This is a genomic window from Reyranella sp. (assembly GCF_965227665.1).
Lineage (GTDB): Bacteria > Pseudomonadota > Alphaproteobacteria > Reyranellales > Reyranellaceae > Reyranella.
Window position 1 is genome coordinate 5,050,123 of the sequence record NZ_OZ245767.1, and the last position, 16,794, is coordinate 5,066,916.

15 protein-coding genes are annotated in these 16,794 nt (G+C 66.9%); 8 read left to right on the top strand and 7 right to left on the bottom strand.

The features are described 5' to 3' along the window. Position 1 precedes the first annotated feature (1 nt). From prpB to folB, 3 genes are read left to right on the top strand one after another with little or no spacing between them, the layout of a single operon-like run. Positions 2 to 940: a methylisocitrate lyase gene (prpB, locus tag ACO07I_RS24395; RefSeq protein ID WP_422012019.1), complete on the top strand. Its 939-nt coding sequence runs from the start codon at positions 2 to 4 to the stop codon at positions 938 to 940. A gap of 30 nt (positions 941 to 970) precedes the next feature. Then, positions 971 to 3,301 carry a 5-methyltetrahydropteroyltriglutamate--homocysteine S-methyltransferase gene (metE, locus tag ACO07I_RS24400; RefSeq protein WP_422012021.1) on the top strand — a complete coding sequence of 777 codons (2,331 nt, stop codon included), beginning with the start codon at positions 971 to 973 and terminating at the stop codon, positions 3,299 to 3,301. 5 nt (positions 3,302 to 3,306) lie between these two features. Beyond that, entirely contained in the window at positions 3,307 to 3,711 is a 405-nt protein-coding gene (folB, locus tag ACO07I_RS24405) for a dihydroneopterin aldolase (protein WP_422012023.1), read from the top strand. Positions 3,712 to 3,979: 268 nt separating this feature from the next. On the opposite strand, the gene ACO07I_RS24410 is transcribed toward folB, so the two are convergent. Further along, complete coding sequence (locus ACO07I_RS24410; RefSeq protein WP_422012025.1) at positions 3,980 to 5,959, bottom strand: methylmalonyl-CoA mutase family protein; 1,980 nt, start codon at positions 5,957 to 5,959, stop codon at positions 3,980 to 3,982. 104 nt (positions 5,960 to 6,063) lie between these two features. On the opposite strand from ACO07I_RS24410, the gene ACO07I_RS24415 reads away from it, so the two are divergent. After that, a complete protein-coding gene (locus tag ACO07I_RS24415) occupies positions 6,064 to 7,278 on the top strand; it encodes a DUF898 family protein (protein WP_422012027.1) in 1,215 nt (404 codons plus the stop codon). Between the two features lie 2 nt (positions 7,279 to 7,280). Beyond that, positions 7,281 to 8,339: a M48 family metallopeptidase gene (locus ACO07I_RS24420; RefSeq protein ID WP_422012029.1), complete on the top strand. Its 1,059-nt coding sequence runs from the start codon at positions 7,281 to 7,283 to the stop codon at positions 8,337 to 8,339. Between the two features lie 14 nt (positions 8,340 to 8,353). Here the strand turns inward: ACO07I_RS24420 and ACO07I_RS24425 are convergent, their stop codons facing one another. Next, positions 8,354 to 8,893, bottom strand: coding sequence for a chlorite dismutase family protein (locus tag ACO07I_RS24425; RefSeq protein ID WP_422012031.1), 540 nt, complete (start codon positions 8,891 to 8,893; stop codon positions 8,354 to 8,356). Between the two features lie 48 nt (positions 8,894 to 8,941). On the opposite strand from ACO07I_RS24425, the gene ACO07I_RS24430 reads away from it, so the two are divergent. Further along, positions 8,942 to 9,799, top strand: coding sequence for an ATP-grasp domain-containing protein (locus ACO07I_RS24430; protein WP_422012033.1), 858 nt, complete (start codon positions 8,942 to 8,944; stop codon positions 9,797 to 9,799). On the opposite strand, the gene ACO07I_RS24435 is transcribed toward ACO07I_RS24430, so the two are convergent. Together ACO07I_RS24435 and ACO07I_RS24440 are read right to left on the bottom strand one after the other, a co-directional pair. Further along, positions 9,796 to 10,482, bottom strand: coding sequence for a hypothetical protein (locus tag ACO07I_RS24435; RefSeq protein WP_422012035.1), 687 nt, complete (start codon positions 10,480 to 10,482; stop codon positions 9,796 to 9,798). The genes ACO07I_RS24430 and ACO07I_RS24435 overlap by 4 nt on opposite strands. Then, positions 10,479 to 11,618, bottom strand: a complete 1,140-nt coding sequence (locus ACO07I_RS24440; protein WP_422012037.1) for a hypothetical protein — start codon at positions 11,616 to 11,618, stop codon at positions 10,479 to 10,481. Before ACO07I_RS24440 ends, ACO07I_RS24435 begins: the two co-directional genes overlap by 4 nt. A 300-nt stretch (positions 11,619 to 11,918) precedes the next feature. Between ACO07I_RS24440 and ACO07I_RS24445 the strand changes: the two genes are divergently transcribed. After that, entirely contained in the window at positions 11,919 to 13,277 is a 1,359-nt protein-coding gene (locus tag ACO07I_RS24445; RefSeq protein WP_422012039.1) for a M23 family metallopeptidase, read from the top strand. Between the two features lie 9 nt (positions 13,278 to 13,286). Beyond that, positions 13,287 to 13,781: a hypothetical protein gene (locus ACO07I_RS24450; RefSeq protein WP_422012041.1), complete on the top strand. Its 495-nt coding sequence runs from the start codon at positions 13,287 to 13,289 to the stop codon at positions 13,779 to 13,781. Positions 13,782 to 13,801: 20 nt separating this feature from the next. Here ACO07I_RS24450 and ACO07I_RS24455 read toward each other — a convergent pair whose 3' ends face one another. The 3 genes from ACO07I_RS24455 to ACO07I_RS24465 are packed head-to-tail and all read right to left on the bottom strand — an operon-like array spanning position 13,802 to position 16,722. Beyond that, a complete protein-coding gene (locus ACO07I_RS24455) occupies positions 13,802 to 15,109 on the bottom strand; it encodes a TRAP transporter large permease (protein ID WP_422012043.1) in 1,308 nt (435 codons plus the stop codon). Further along, positions 15,106 to 15,681 (bottom strand): TRAP transporter small permease, encoded by a 576-nt coding sequence (locus ACO07I_RS24460; protein ID WP_422012045.1) that lies wholly within the window; start codon positions 15,679 to 15,681, stop codon positions 15,106 to 15,108. Before ACO07I_RS24460 ends, ACO07I_RS24455 begins: the two co-directional genes overlap by 4 nt. 60 nt (positions 15,682 to 15,741) lie before the next feature. After that, on the bottom strand, positions 15,742 to 16,722 hold the full coding sequence (locus ACO07I_RS24465) for a TRAP transporter substrate-binding protein (RefSeq protein ID WP_422012047.1): 981 nt from the start codon (positions 16,720 to 16,722) through the stop codon (positions 15,742 to 15,744). Positions 16,723 to 16,794: the final 72 nt, after the last annotated feature.

Genomic DNA, 16,794 nt, shown 5'->3' on the forward strand with positions numbered 1-16,794 from the left:
CATGCCTTATCTCGTCGCCAGGGATCTGCCGTCCGATCCGGCGGGCAACCGCTTTCGCGCTCTGCTCGACCGGCCGGAGATCCTCCGGATGCCCGGCGCCCATAACGGCATGGCCGCGCTGCAGGCCAAAGCCGCCGGGTTCGAGGCGCTCTATCTCTCGGGCGCGGCCATGACCGCGTCGATGGGCCTGCCGGATCTCGGCATCATCACAGTCGAGGACGTCTGCTTCTTCATCCGCCAGGTTGCGCGGGCCAGCGGCCTGCCAGTGCTGGTCGACGGCGACACCGGCTACGGCGAGGCCCTGAACGTCATGCACATGGTGCGGGCGTTCGAGGACGCCGGCGCGGCGGCAGTTCACATCGAGGACCAGCTGCTGCCCAAGAAGTGCGGGCATCTCAACGACAAGAAGCTCGCCAGCGCGCACGACATGGCGGCCAAGGTCGCCGCCGCCGCGAAGGCCCGGCGGCATCTGCAGGTGATCGCGCGCACCGACGCCTATGCGAGCGAAGGCATGGAGGGTGCCGTCGCGCGGGCGAAGCTCTACATCCAGGCCGGTGCCGATGCGATCTTTCCCGAGGCGCTCACCACGGCCGACATGTTCCGCGACTTCGCCCGGGCGCTGCCGGGCGTGAAGCTGCTCGCGAACATGACGGAGTTCGGTCGCACGCCGTTCTTCAGCGCCGCCGAATTCGAGGCGATGGGTTACACGATGGTGATCTGGCCGGTGTCCTCGTTGCGCGTCGCCAACAAGGCGCAGGAGCGGCTGTACGCCGCCCTCCGTCGCGACGGCGGCACCCAGGCGTCCCTGGGCGACATGCAGACCCGCGCCGAACTCTACGCCGCGATCGATCTCGCGGGTTACGAGACGCTGGACGCCTCGATCGTCCAGACCGTCCTGCCTTCCGCGCACGGCCGCAACGCGCTCGATCCGAACGGTTGAACGCGCCTGATTCCCCAAAGGAGTACTCGAATGTCCGTTCTCGTCAGCACGCTTGGATTCCCCCGCATCGGTCCCCGCCGTGAACTGAAGCAGGCGCTGGAAAGCCATTGGTCCGGCAAGACGACGGAGGCGGCGTTGCTGGAGAGCGCCGCGTCGCTGCGGGCCGCGGCCTGGAAGCGGCAGAAGGCGGCTTGTGTCGATCACATCCCGAGCAACGACTTTTCCCTCTACGACCACGTGCTGGACACCAGCGTGATGGTCGGCGCCATCCCGGACATCTATGGCTGGAAGGGTGGCCCCGTGCCGCTCGAGACCTATTTCGCCATCGCGCGCGGCAGCCGGGGCAAGGTCGACGATGCGTGCGCCGCTCACGGTCATCGGTCGGCGGCGCACGGTCTGCCCGCGATGGAAATGACCAAGTGGTTCGACACGAACTACCACTACATGGTGCCCGAGTTCGGGCGCGGCCAGACATTCAGTCTGGGATCGACCAAGCCGGTCGACGAGTTCCTCGAAGCGAAGGAACTCGGCATCCATACGCGTCCGGTGCTGGTCGGGCCCGTCACCTACCTGCTGCTGGGCAAGAGCAAGGACCCGTCGCTCCACCCGCTGGCGCTGCTGCGCAACCTCCTGCCGGTCTATGTCGAGATCCTGAGCCGGCTCCGGAGCGCCGGCGCCGACTGGGTCCAGATGGACGAACCCGCGCTGGTCCTCGACATCGACGATGCGACGCGGGCGGCCTTCGAGACGACCTACGCCACCCTTGCCTCCGAGGTCCCCGGCCTGAAGCTGATGCTCGCGACCTATTTCGGCGCACTGGGCGACAATCTGGCCGCGGCTCTGAAGCTGCCGGTCGCGGGGCTGCATGTCGATCTGGTACGGGCACCGGAGCAGCTTGCGCCCGTGCTCGACGGCGCTCCGAAGGACCTCATCCTCTCGCTCGGCCTGATCGACGGGCGCAACGTGTGGCGCGCCGATCTCGAACCGCTGCTGGCCAGGAGCGAAGCGGCGATCAGGCGGCGGGGCACAGAGGGGATCGTTCTCGCGCCCTCCTGTTCGCTGCTGCACGTGCCCGTCGACCTCGGACAGGAAGAGGGTCTGGACGAGGATCTCAGGAGCTGGCTGGCCTTCGCCGCCCAGAAAGTCGACGAACTCTCGATCCTCGGCCGCGCGCTCAATGAGGGTCGCGATGCCGTCCAGGATGCGCTGGTCGCTTCGAGCTGGGCCGCCGGGGCGCGCCGCGTTTCCACCAAGATCCACGATCCGGCCGTGCGGATGCGGCTGGCCAAGGTCGCGCCCGCGATGTCCAGACGGCACGGCTCGTTCGAGGAACGGCGCGCGGTGCAGCGCCAGCAACTCGGCCTGCCGGCCTTCCCCACGACCACCATCGGCTCCTTCCCCCAGACCGAGGGCGTGCGGAAGGCGCGCGCGGCCCATGCCAAGGGCACGCTCAGCGACGGTGAGTACCAGGCGTTCCTTCGCCAGGAGACCGAAACCGCGGTGCGCTGGCAGGAAGAGATCGGCATCGACGTGCTGGTCCATGGGGAGTTCGAGCGCAACGACATGGTGCAGTATTTCGGTGAACAGCTCGCCGGATACGCCTTCACCCGGCACGGCTGGGTGCAGAGTTACGGCTCGCGCTATGTCCGGCCGCCGATCATCTTCGGTGACGTTTCCCGCCCGGAACCAATGACGGTCGAGTGGTCGAGCTATGCCCAATCCCTGACGCAGAAGCCGATGAAGGGCATGCTCACCGGGCCGGTGACGATGCTGCAATGGTCGTTCGTGCGCGACGACATCCCCCGGTCCGAGACCTGCCGGCAGATCGCGCTGGCGCTGCGCGATGAGGTCGTCGATCTCGAAGCCGCCGGCATCCGCGTGATCCAGATCGACGAGCCGGCCATCCGCGAAGGCCTGCCGCTGCGCAAGGCCGACTGGAAGACCTATCTAGACTGGGCGGTCGAATGCTTCCGCCTCTCCGCGTCGGGGGTTGCCGACCGCACGCAGATCCACACCCACATGTGCTACTCGGAGTTCAACGACATCATCGATTCGATCGGCGCCATGGATGCCGACGTCATCTCGATCGAGACGGCGCGCTCGAAGATGGAGCTGCTCGAGGCCTTCACCAGCTACCGCTATCCCAACGAGATCGGACCGGGCGTGTACGACATCCATGCGCCGCGCCTGCCGCCGGTCGAGGAGATGGCGGACCTGCTGGTCAAGGCGAAGGAACGGCTGTCGCCCGACCAGATCTGGGTCAATCCCGATTGCGGCCTCAAGACCCGCCGTTGGGAAGAGGTGAAGCCCGCCTTGATCAACATGGTCGAGGCCGCGAAGAGACTGCGCGCGACGGCCTGAGTCTCATGTCGCACGCCGGCGACTGCATCTTCCTCCGGGGCATCGAAGTCAGCGCGTGCCACGGTGTGCTTCCAGTGGAGAGTACACGGGCGCAACGCTTCGTGATCGACGCGGAGGTCTGGCTGGAGACCGATGACTACGCCCGCAGCGACGATTACCGGCGGGCCGTCTGCTACGGCGCGATCCTCGACACGATCGTTGAGGTCGCCGGCGGTCCTCACAAGAGCCTGGTCGAGGCGCTGGCCCTCGCCATCGTGGACGCGCTGCTGCAGCGCTTCCGGCCGATCGACGCGGTCCGCATCACGATCCACAAGCCCGAAGCGCCGTTGCGCGGCAAGTTCGCCGATGTCGGCGTTTCGCTGATGCGGCGGCGAGGTCGTGCGTCACTCCCTCACCCAAGCTCTCCCTAACGGGTAGGGAAATCGCATGTGGCCTGGAAAAGCTGGACTAGTTGGCCTTTCTAAGAAAGTGAAAGGTCCCTCACTGCGTTCGGGATGACAGTTTTGTTGGGATCTGCGCAGTGCGCCGATCAAACAAAAAGTGTCATCCCGAACGCAGTGAGGGACCTTTGCCTCATATGCGATTGCCCTACCCTAGCGGGGGAGAGGAGTCTGAATCTCATGTTCCTCGCCCCGATAGGGGGAGAGGCTAGGTGAGGGGGCGGCGCGAAGCGGGGGGCTAAGCCGCTTCCTTCCACGCGTTATCAACCACGGCCACCACGTCGCGCATGATCTGCGTGAGGTCGAAGTCCTTCGGCGTGTAGACGCGCGACACGCCGGCGGCGATCAGGGCTTCGGCGTCGGCCGGTGGGATGATGCCGCCGACGACGACCGGCACGTCGCCGATGCCGGCCTCGCGCAGGCCCTTCAGCACGTCGCCGACCAGCGACACATGGCCGCCCGACAGGATCGACAGACCCACGACGTGCACGCTCTCTTCCAGCGCGGCGTTGACGATGCGCTCGGGCGTGAGGCGGATGCCCTCGTAGACGACTTCCATGCCGCAGTCGCGGGCCCGCACGGCGATCTGCTCGGCGCCGTTGGAATGACCGTCGAGGCCGGGCTTGCCGACCAGCATCTTGATGCGGCGGCCGAGGCGACGCGAGACCGCATCGACCTCGCGCCGCGTCGCTTCGAGGCGGCCGTCGGTGACGCCCGCGGCGCGCGCCACGCCGGTCGGCGCGCGATATTCGCCGAACACCCCGCGCAGCGCCTCGGTCCATTCGCCGGTGGTGACGCCGGCCTTGGCGCATTCGATCGATGCCGGCATGACGTTACGGTCTTCCTTGGTCGCGGCCACCAGCTCGGCGAGCGCGGCCTTCACCGCTGCACCGTCACGCGTCGCCCGCCAGGCGTTCAGCCGCTCGATCTGGCCGCGCTCGACCGAATCGTCGACCGTCATGATCGATTCCTGGCCGCCACCGAGCGGCGAGGGCGCGCCCTCGGTGTAGGCGTTGACGCCGACCACGGTCTGCTCGCCCGACTCGATGGCGGCGAGCCGCTTCAGGTTGGATTCGACCAGGCGCTGCTTCATGTAAGCGGCCTCGATCGCTGCCACGGCGCCGCCCATGTCGGCGATGCGGCCCATCTCGGCCAGCGCCTCCTGCTTCAGCGCCTCGACCCGGGCCGCGATCTCCTTGCTGCCGTCGAAGATGTCGCCGTATTCGAGCAGGTCGGTCTCGAAGGCCACGATCTGCTGCAGGCGCAACGACCATTGCTGGTCCCACGGCCGCGGCAGGCCGAGCGCCTCGTTCCAGGCGGGGAGCTGCACCGAACGCGCGCGGGCGTTTTTGCTCATCACCACGGCCAGCATTTCGAGCAGGATGCGGTAGACGTTGTTCTCGGGCTGCTGCTCGGTGAGGCCGAGCGAGTTCACCTGCACGCCGTAGCGGAACAGGCGCTGCTTGGGATCGGCGATGCCGTAGCGGTTGAGCGTGATGTCTTCCCACATCTCCGCGAACGCCCGCATCTTGCACATCTCGGTGATGAAGCGGATGCCGGCATTCACGAAGAAGGAGATGCGGCCCACCACCTTGGGGAAGTCGGCGTCGGGTACCTGGCCGCGCGCCTTCACCGCGTCGAGCACGGCGATGGCGTTCACCAGCGCGAAGGCCAGCTCCTGCACCGGCGTCGCGCCGGCCTCCTGCAGGTGGTAGCTGCAGACGTTCATCGGGTTCCACTTGGGAACCTCGCGATAGGTGAAGCCGATCGTGTCGGCCGTCAGTCTCAGCGACGGCTCGGGCGGGAAGATGTAGGTGCCGCGCGAGAGATATTCCTTGATGATGTCGTTCTGCGTCGTGCCCTGCAGCTTCGACCGCTCCACGCCCTGGGCCTCGGCCGTCGCGATGTACAGCGAGAGCAGCCAGGCCGCCGGCGCGTTGATGGTCATCGACGTGTTCATGCGGTCGAGCGGGATGCCGTCGAACAGGGTGCGCATGTCGCCGAGATGCGAAATCGGCACGCCCACCTTGCCGACCTCGCCCTTGGCCAGCACATGATCGCTGTCGTACCCGGTCTGCGTCGGCAGATCGAAGGCGACGCTGAGGCCGGTCTGGCCGCGCGCGAGGTTGGTGCGGTAGAGCTCGTTCGACTTCTCGGCCGTGGAGTGGCCGGCATAGGTGCGAATGAGCCAGGGCTTGTCGCGGTTCGGGATTGTCATTTGTGGCGGTTCGCAGTGCTGTTGACGTAAACTTGGGTACACCAGATCATGCTGCGTCGCAGCATCCAAGATTTTGCATTGCGGCGGAAGGGGAAAGAGGGGACTTGAGCGACGCGTCTTCCCCCTGGGTTCAGGCGGCGAGTTCCGTGCCGGCCGAAACGGCCAGCCCGAGTTCTGCTCCCGGAACGGCCTGGAGCCCCGACCTGACCCCGAGCCAGCCGGTCTATGACGGCAAGCTGGGGGAGCTCTACGCCATCTATCTGCGCCATCTTGCGATGATGCTGTTGACGCTCGGCTGGTCGCGCTTCTGGGGCCGCACCCGGATCCGGCGCTATGTCTGGAACCATCTCTCGGTGCTGGGCGACCGGTTCGAGTATCGCGGCCGTGGGCGCGAGCTGCTGATCGGCTTCCTGCTGGCGCTGCTGCTCGTCGCCGCCTGGTCCGGCCTCATGTACCTGGTGTGGCTGTACGTCTTCCACCAGAAGCCGTTCGCCACCTTCGGCCTGTTCGACCTGTTCTCGCTGTCGGTCGTGCTGATCGGCTTTCCGCTGGCCTATGTCGGCCACTATGCGGGACTGCGGTACAAGCTCTCGCGCACGCGCTGGCGGGGCATCCGTTGCGGCATGGCAGGCTCCGCCTGGGCCTACGGCGCCATCGCGACCTTCCTGCAGTTCGCCAACGCCATGACCGGCTACCTGCTGACGCCGGTCGTGTCGGTGAACCTCGCACGACCACGCATCGTCAACACGCGGGTCGGCACCCAGGGATTCACCTTCGCGGGCCGCGCGGGCGACATCTACGGGCGCTATCTCGGCTACTATTTTCTGAACATCGTGGCCTGGGTCGCCGCGGCCGTCGTCACCTTCATGGCAGTCGGCGGCACACTGGAGAGTCTGGGTTTCTCCTCCGACGATTTCCTGAAGCTGTTCGCCCATCCCAGCCTGCGCACCGTGGCCGTGGTGCTGCTCATCGCCTTCGGCGCCTATGTTCTGTTCGGCCTGCTCATCCTGCCGCTGCGCTGCTGGTGGCAGGCCTATCTGATGCGCTACCTCGTGACCCACAGCCGTGCCGACAACGTGCTGTTCGCCACCGCCATCTCGACCTGGCAGATGTGGGGGTTCCTGGTTCTGAACTACCTGATCGTGCTGCTGACCCTGGGTCTCGGCTGGCCGTGGGTGATGCATCGCACGATGAAGCTGATCGCGGGCCAGCTCTGGATCTACGGCGCGCCCCAGGGCAGCCAGATTCGGCAGCCGGCCGATCGCGGCCCGGGCTATGGCGAGGGCCTGCTCGACATGTTCGACGTGAGCGGGGTCTGACGATGGCCGCCCGCTATTACGACGGCGTCACCGCCGATGTGCAGGACGTGACCTTGAAGGTCACCAGCCACGAGCTGCTCATCAATCGTTCGGAGGGCTCCGGCGTCGTGGCGCGCTGGCCGATCTCCGATATGGTCGTGCTGGGCGATTCGCACCACGAGGCCGTGCCGCCGCTGGCGCTGCGCGGCAGCGAGGCGCGGCTGGTGGTCGAGGATCCGGCCTGGCGGGCGCAGCTCGTCTCGCTGGTGCCGGCGCTGAAGCCGCTGGCGCTCGAACCGGTAAAGGTCGTGCCGCGCCTCGGCGCCTATTCGCTGGCGATCGTCGCGCTGGTCGGCCTGTTCTGGGGCACGATCGAATACGGCACCGGCTATGCCGCGCCGCTGCTGCCCTACTCGTGGCAGGTGAAGCTGGGCGAGACCGTGCTCGACGAGCTCACGGCCGACGAGGAGGTCTGCACCGGCAACGCTGGCCTCGCCGCGATCAACCGCCTGGCCAACGATCTGGCCAAGGAAGCAGGCTACCCCCACGAGGTCACGGTGCACGTGGTGAAGGGCAAGTTGGTCAACGCTTTCACCCTGCCGGGCGGGATACTGGTTTTCTATTCGGGGCTGATCGACGACGCGACCAGCACGCAGGTCGCGGGCGTGCTGGCGCATGAAATAGGCCATGTCGTGCATTTTCATCCGACCAAGGGCGTGGTGCGCGCCTTCGGCATCGACATGCTGATCAAGCTGCTGACCGGCGGTTACTCCGATGTCCTGACCACGGTCGGCAGCGGCGGCACCACATTGCTGGCCATGCGCAACGGCCGCGCTTTCGAGCGGGAGGCGGACGAGACCGGCGTGCACCTGCTCGAGCAACGTGGCCTGCGCGCCGACGGCGTCTCGACATTCTTCGAGAAGATGATGAAGGAGAAGCCCGACGATGCTGCCAGCGCCGCCGGCATCTGGTCGAGCCATCCGCCCACGCAGGAGCGCATCGCTGCGACCAAGCGGCCGCCGAACGGCAAGCTGCCCTTCACGACGGCGGAATGGCAGGCGCTCCGAAACGTGTGCAAATAGCAGGTCGTTCGCGCTTAGCCCGTTCGGGTCAGCCGAATCTCCACCTCGCGCTCCACGTACTTCCATTCCTCGCTGGCGCGCAGTTCGACCAGGAGGGCGTCGAACGCCGCCTCGTGCTCGGGGGCGAACTCGAACCAGGTGAGAAAGTCGAAGGGCTCGCCGAGGTCGCGGGCGTGGTGGAGGCGACGCGCCACCGCCGGCAGGTATTTCATCGATAGGGCGATGTGGCGCGACCTGTCCTCGAAGATCGACCGGCGCTCGTCCTGGGCCATCGACCACCAGGCTTCGGACTTGCGGATCGGGATCAGCGCCGCGCATGTGGCGTCGCTGCGGCCGAGCCCGGCCTGTATGCCGGCCAGCACCTTCAGTTCGGCCGCTGTCGAATAGCGTGGATGGCTGACGACGCCGCGCAGCCGCCACGCGGCGCCGGGGATGTCCGTCAGGGCGAGGTGCGTGGCGCCGGCAAGGCCGGGACCTGAAATGGCGGACAGGCGCTCGATGCGCCAGGGACCGGCGTCGCCGGCGGAAAAGGTGACGGTGAAGGGCGGCGGCATGGGGCCATCCTAGCAAGACGCACGCCGGGTTGTTGGCTATGAAACGGCATGAGTCCGCATATCGTTCTCGCCACCGCCGCCGACGACCCTGCCATCACCCCATCAGACCGGCTGTATGCCGAGGCGCTGGAGCGGCGCGGATGCCGTGTGACGGGCGCACCGTGGGACGGGCCGCGCGCGGCGTTCGCCGGCGCCGATGCCGTCGTGCTGCGCTCGACCTGGGGCTACTACCGCGCGCTCGACGATTTCAAGGCGTGGACCGAGGCGATGGCCGTTTCGACGCGGCTGTTCAATTCGATCGATCTGGTGCGCTGGAACCTGCGCAAGGATTACGTGGAAAAGCTGGCGGCGGCGGGCGTGCGCGTGCCGCGAAGCTTCGTCGTCGCCTGCGAGGTGTCGGCGATCGGCAGGGTCTTCGAGGCAACCGGCTGGTCGCGGGCCGTCGTGAAGCCGGCCAGCGGCGCATCGGGCCACTCGGTCGAACTGCTGCAGCGCGCCACGCTGGCCGGACAGGTGGCGGGGCTCGCCGACGAGGCGCGCCAGGCCGGCGTCGTGGTGCAGGAGTTCCTGCCGGAGATCGCCGAGGGCGAGCTGTCGCTGGTCTATTTCGACGGCGTCTTCAGCCACGCCATCCGCAAGCGGCCGCCGCCCGGCGAGTTCCGCACCAACTCGCGCTACAAGCCGACCCGCACCGCCGACGCGCCGCCGCCTGCCGTTACGCACCAGGGCGCGGCCTGCCTCGCGACCCTGCCCGAGATGCCCCTCTATGCCCGGGTCGACGGGGTCGTGCGCGACGGCGTGCTGATCGTGATCGAGGTCGAGGTGCTTGAGCCGGCGCTGGCCCTGGACGTCGATCCGCCCTCGGCCGAACGCTTCGCCGAGGCGACGATGAAGCGCCTCGCCTAGCTGTCCCTGAACAGCGACGTGACCTCAGCGGCATCGGGCGCGACCTTCCAGCGGGCACCCGCGGCTTCCACCAGCTGCCGCCAGCCTTCGAGCCGGCGGGCGTAGCGGGCGGGTTCGCGATTGTCCTCCGGCAGGCGGGTCACGTTGGTGGCGATGACCTCCATGCCGCGCAGGGTCGCGGGCAGCGCGGTATCGCGGCGGCAATTGGGCGGCAGCTCCTCTTCGAGGTCGGAGAACAGCACGATGGTGCGCGTGGCAGCCTGTCGCGCCGCGAGAGTCTGTGCCGCCTGCAGCAGGGCGCCCCTGATGTCGGTGAAATTCGCCGGCTTCGCGCGGCTGCCATAGTCGGCCAGTTTCTGGCCATACGCGGCGACGAGGCGCTGGCGCTCGGTCGGCCGGTCGGGCGCGGTGAAGCTCAGCAGGACCGCGTCGTCGGTGAAGCTGCAGGCACCGATTTCCGCTACCGCGAAACTGTCGTGCGCCCGCATGAAGCCCATCGTGACGCGCAGCGTGCGCACCGCCTTGTCGACTTCGCGGAAGTAGCTCTTCGACACGTCGAGCAGGCCATAGACGGCCGAGGCGGTGGCGCTGCGCTCCTCGCACGCGCCGAGCGCCAGGGCGGGGCCGGCCGTCGCCGTGGCCAGCAGGCCGGTGTTGAAGAAGCGGCGGCCGAATTCGGTCATGAGGAACGCACCGCGCGGGAGGAGAGCAGGGCCCGCACCAGCCGTTCGACGACCATCGGCAGGAAGATCACGAGATCGTAGGCGGCAAGGGCCACCGCGAGCAGGCCCTCGACGAGAAAGCGCAGCAGGCGGATCGCGAAGGACAGGGATTCGAGGATGAAGCCCAGAAGAAGCTGGAGCACGACGCGCCCGTTGCGGATCAGCGCCTCGATGGCGAATCCCAGGAAGGCGAGGGCAAAGGGAATGATCAGGCCGAACGCCGCCTGCGCGTAGCGTGCCATGGCGCCGGCGGCTTCTCCGGCCTCGGAGGGCGCTGTGCCGGCCAGGGTCCCCAGCAGCTCGCGTTCGAGCCGGGAAATCTCGTCACGCGTGAGGGCGAGCGCCGCCTCGATCAGCGCCAGCACCACCAGCGCCGTCGTCATCACGATGATGATGGCCAGCCGCTGGCCCTTCTTCTGTTCCAGCCGTTCGAATTGCGGGAACATGGTGGTTACGCCCAGCGCCTCCAGCAGGACGATGCCGACGGCGACCTCGAGCACGATGATCGCGAGCGCGGCCAGGCGGTAGATCGGCACGCCCATGATGCGATAGGAATCCCCCACCACTTCGGCCATCGGCCGTTCGAGCAGGGCGAAGTTTAGCCAGCCGGCGACGCCCACGGCGAGGATCAGCACGACGGCGAAGGCGAGACCGATCCCGGTCGAGTGCCCGAGCTTCACGTCGCGGGCGGGGACAGGCGATGCCTGGATGGCCTGGAGCTGGACGCCATAGGACTGGATCACCTGTCGATGTTCGGCGACATGCGCTTCGAGACGTTCGAGCGCAGCTTGCGCCTTGGGATCCTCGGGACCATGGCGCTCGACGAGGCGATGGGCGGCCCGCATTTCGTCGGGAAGCCGCGGCTGCAATTCGGCTTCCTTCATGCCCGCCGTCAGCCGTTCGTATCGCGCCTTCGCGGCGGCGGCGCCGAAGCCGATCCAGCGCTCGACGAGCCGAAGCATGTGCGCGGCCAGCAGGAATGCCGCACGCAGCAGGCGGTGTGCCGCGTCGCGTGCGAGATAGAGCAGGACGATGGCTCCCGCCAGAAAGGCGAGATGATTGCCGTCGGAAAGCCACGCCTGCAACGCTTCCACCATGCGGCGACAGATGGGGTGCGATATCGCCAAAACGATGGCGCGGCTTCCCGCCTGTCAGCATTCGGTCGTTGTGTCAGGTATCGCACCGCGCCGCGTCGCGGCGACGCGGAACCACATTGCTGCCAACTTTCCGTCCAATTGTCCGGCCGTGCCGACGCCGGCTCGGCGCTACGCTCCTCCCAACCCCTGTCTCTCGAGGACTCCCCAGGAATGCCCCATCCCCAGGCTTTCATGGCACGGCCCCCCTTTGAACAGATTCGTCCCGCGGTTTCGGCGGGGCGCCACTGGAAGAACGTCGGAATGTGCTTCGGCAGTCTGGTGGTCCTGGCGATGGTCAGCCTGATGGCGCTTCCGGCGAAGAAGGAGGCTCGATCCGTTGCCGGCGAACTCGATCTTCATCCCGAATCGGGAACGCCGGTGGCGCTGATGGCGATGCCGGAGGCGCCCGAGATGCCGGTGATGGACATCGCCACGGTGCTCCCGGATCCCGACAGGACGGATCCCTTGCCGCCGGACTTCGGGCCGCCGCATGTCGAAGCGGCGATCGAACTGCAGAAGGGCGATACGGTCGCCCGCGTCCTTGGCCGGCTCGGCATCGAAGCCAGCGACGTTGCCGATATCGTGGCCGTCCTGGCAGAGCGCGTGCGCCTCGATCGCCTGCCGATCGGTCAGGCCCTGATCGTGAAGCTCCGGCAACTGAACGAGGAAGAGAAGCCGACGATCCTGGTCGGCCTGTCGATCCGCCCCGAGCCGCAGCGGGCGTTCAACGTCGAGCGCGACGATGACGGCGGCTACAGCCTGGAGGAGGAGGTCTTCGAGGTCGTGCCGAAGGTGATGCGCGCCTCGGGCGAGGTCGACGGATCGGTGATCGGTAGCGCCGAGGCGGCCGGCGTGCCGCACGGGCCCCTGGCCGAGATGTTGCGCGCCTTCTCGTGGGACGTGAACTTCCAGCACGACATCAAGCCCGGCGACCGGTTCGACGTGCTGGTCGAACGCTCATGGACCAGCGATGGCAGGCCGGCCGACGATGGACGCGTGTTGTGGGCCGAGATCACCACGGGCGGCGGTGCCGAAACCTACAGTATCTACCGGTTCAAGCCGCGCGACGGGGAGGAGTTCTTCTACAGTCCCGAGGGCGAGAGCGTGGTCAAGTCATTGCTGCGCACACCGCTGAACATGAGCCGTATCTCCTCCCGTTTCGGCTTGCGCCAGCATCCGGTCCTGCGGTTCACGCGGCTGCATGCGGGCATCGACTTCGCGGCACCGCCTGGGACGCCGATCCTCGCCGCGGGCGCGGGCCACGTGATCGAGGCCGGCCGGTTCGGCGGCTACGGCAACTGGGTGAAGATCGCCCACGAGGGAAATCTCGCGACCGGATACGCGCACCTGTCGCGCATTGCGCCGGGCGTGAAGCGCAGCGCGCGCGTGAGGCAGGGCCAGGTGATCGGCTATGTCGGAAGCACCGGCATGTCGACCGGGCCGCACCTGCATTTCGAACTGCATCGCGGGGGACGGCCGATCGATCCGCTCACCATGGCCCGCACGGCGCAGCGCACGCGGCTCGCCGGCAAGGATCTCGACCGCTTCAAGGCCCAGATCGCCGAAACCGATCGTGTCCGCGAGACCGCGGTCCCTCTTCGCGGCGAAGAGACCAACTGAAGACGGCGCATGGCCAGGACTGCTGCCCTTTGCCTTCTTCTGTTCGCCACGTGCGCGGCGATTCAGGAGAGCGGGGCGGCGCGGGCGTCGGATTGCGAGACCGGTGTCCTCGACGGCGGCGAGGGCGGCATGAACGTGCTGGTGTACCAGCTCTGTGCCGACCGGCTCACCGTGGGATTCCGCGACAGCGAGGTAATCGAGGAGTTGACCTGCGGGCCGGCCGGAAGCGTGCATCTCTGGATGTCGACCGATCACGAGATCTGCGGCTCGCCACCCGCCCCCGACACGCCCAGGATCTACGATCTCCTGGAGCCCCTGCGCGGTGTCGGCGGGACTTCCTCGGCGCCGGTCGCGAAGCGCGTGACCTGCGGCGGCACCTCGGGCCGCGCCACCGCCGTCGTGTCCGATGCGCGGGCCGCCCTTCTGGCGACGCGAACCGGCGACACGATCTACGAGCAGGTGAGCCGGCGGTTCATCGCTGAGTGCATCGGGCCGTCGGCATAAGAGGGCCCCTTCTCCCGTTCTTACCCGTTCGTCATCTGGCGCGGCAGGATCGTGACGATGTCCGGAAACAGGGTGATGAGGACCACGCCGAGACAGAGCAGCAGGAAGAACGGGGCAGAGGCCTTCGTCACCGTCCAGATGTCGCGGCCGGTCAGGCTTTGAAGCACATACAGGTTGAAGCCGACAGGCGGCGTGATCTGCGCCATTTCGACGACCAGCACGATGTAGATGCCGAACCAGAGCGGGTCGATCTGCTGCGCGGTGACCATCGGCAGGACGACGGGCGCGGTGAGCACGATCATTGAAACGCCGTCGAGGAAGCAGCCTAGAACGATGTAGAGCAGGGTCAGCAGGAAGATCAGGCCATAGGGCGTGAGACCCAGCCCGTTCACCCAGGCCGCCATCGTCGCCGGCAGGCCGGTGAAGGCCATCGCCATGGTGACGAAGGCGGCGCCGACCAGGATCAGCCCGATCATGCAGCTGGTCCGGACCGCGCCCAACAGGCTCTCCTGGAACGTCGCCCACGAAAGGGAACCGGTGACCGCCGCGAGGATCAGGGCGCCGATCACGCCCATGACGGCCGCCTCCGTGGGCGTCGCGACACCGCCATAGATCGAGCCCAGCACGGCGACGATCAGCAGGATGACCGGGATCAGGCGGCGCGCGTTCCAGATCTTCTCGCCGAAGGTCATCTGTGGGTCTGCAGGCGGCACCTTGGTCGGATTGAGAACCGACCAGCCTGCCGTGTAGGCCATGAACAGGCCGATCATCATGAAGCCGGGCAGGAAACCGGCGATGAACAGGCGTCCGATCGAGACCTGCGCGGTGATCCCGTACACGATCATCATGATCGAGGGCGGAATCAGAAGCCCCAGAGTTCCAGACCCGGCGAGCGTTCCGATCGCCATGCCCTCATGGTAGCCGCGCTTGCGCAGCTCCGGCATGCTCATGCGGCCGATCGTGGCGCAGGTGACCGCCGATGAGCCGGAGACCGCGGCCATGACACCGCAGCCCAGGATGTTGACGTGCAGCAGCCGGCCCGGAAGCCAGCCGAGCCAGGGGGCCAGCCCCTTGAACATGTCCTCCGAGAGCCGCGACCGAAACAGGATCTCGCCCATCCAGATGAAGAGCGGCAGGGCGGTGAGCGCCCATCCCCAACTCGAGTCCCAGATCGTGCTGGCGAGAAGCGATCCTGCGGGCGCCGGCGTGAAGAAGAACAGGGCGACGAACCCGACGACGACGAGACTGATGCCGATCCACACACCGCTGGCGAGCAGCAGGAAGAGAGAGCCCAGAACCGTCAGGGCGAGAATGGCTTCACCGCTCATCGTGTGGTCGCCTTTGCTGCGCCGACCACTTCACCGGCCATGTTTACAGAGGCCGCTTCGAGCTCGTCGCCGATGGCCTGCGCCTCGGCATCGGCAAAGTCCGGGATCCTGCCGCCCAGGGCCAGAACCAATTCGTCGACCAGCCCGATCGTCATGATCGAAGCGCCGAGGGCCATGCCAAGTTGGGGAATCCAGAACGGCACCGCCATGAGGCCGGGGCTGGTATCGCCGAACAGGAAGGAATCGTAAGCCATCAGCCAGGCATTCACCGAGACATAGGCGAAGGCGGCCGCTCCAAGGGCGCAGCACCAGATCTCCACACCCCGTCGATTCGGCGCCGAGAGCTTTCCGACCAGGAGATTGACCCGGATATGCGCACCGGCTTTCAGCGTGTAGGCCAGGCCGAAGAACGTCGACGCCGCCATGCAGAAGCCGGAGACTTCCGTGGCGTCGAAGGCGAAATTCAGAAAGCGGCCGGCAATCTGCAGCAGGATCGTGACGCCGATCATCATCAGGAAGAAAGCAGAGAGCAGACCGCTCGAGCTGTAGAGAATATCCAACGCACGCCGCATCACATCACCATCAGCGAGAAGAACGCCAGGCCGCCGCAGGCAGCCCGGCGCCTCAGGACGTCAGTTGGTCTTCTGACCGGACATGTAGGCGGTGAGAACCGCGACGGCGGCGGGGCTCGCGGTCGCCTTCCACTCGTCGGCCATCTGGACGCCGACCTTCTTCATGGCGGCGAGCACGGCCGGCGGACCGCCGGTGACGGTCATGCCGTTCTTCTTGAGGACGGCCGCCTTCTCGTCGCCAGCCGCCTTGCTCATCTCCCACGATCGCTTGGTGTAGGCCGCCGCCGCGTCCATCACCACCTTCTGGTCGGCGGGCGACAAGGCGGAGAAGGCCCGCTTGCTGAAGATCAGGGCGTTCTTCGACAGGATCGCGCCGACATCGGTGAAGTACTTGGTGTTGTCCCAGGCCTGGATGTCGACCCCGGTCTGGGCGCTGGTGAACAGCGCTTCGATCAGGCCAGTGGAAAAGGCCTGCGGGATTTCGGCGAAGGGCAGGATCGTCGCGTTGAAACCCAGCAGGGTCGCCATCTTCTGGGTCGCCGTCGAATAGATGCGGATCTTCTTGCCCTTGAAGTCCTCGACCGAGTTGACTGGCGTCTTGGTGTAGAAGCCCTGGCTCGGCCACACCTGGTAGCCCGCGATCACCATGCCGGCCTTGTCGAACAGGCCCTTGAAGTACGGGTCCTGCAGCTCCATCAGCTTCCACGCTTCCTCGTAGGTCGAGGCGACGAAGGGCACGCCGTCGAGGATGAACATCGGATCCTCGTTGCCGTAGACACCGAGGCGGATCTCGCCAGCCTGCACCTGTCCGCGCTGGACCGCCGACTTGATGCTGTCGAGCTTGATCAGGCTGTCGTTGGTGTGGAGCGTGATCTTGAGCTTGCCCGCGGTGCCTTTCTCCACGTCCTCGACCCATTTGCGCAGATTCTGGGTCAGGAAGTTGTTCTCGGGATAGCCGCTGGCCATCATCCACTGCGTCTGTGCGCTGGCCGGACCCGCCAGCGCGAGGCTTGCGCCCACGGCGGCAGCCGCCAACTTCAATGCCGAAATCCTCGATATCAAGCTCATCCCTGTCCCCTGTTCCCGGGTGATAGCTGCCGCATGGGCAGCAAC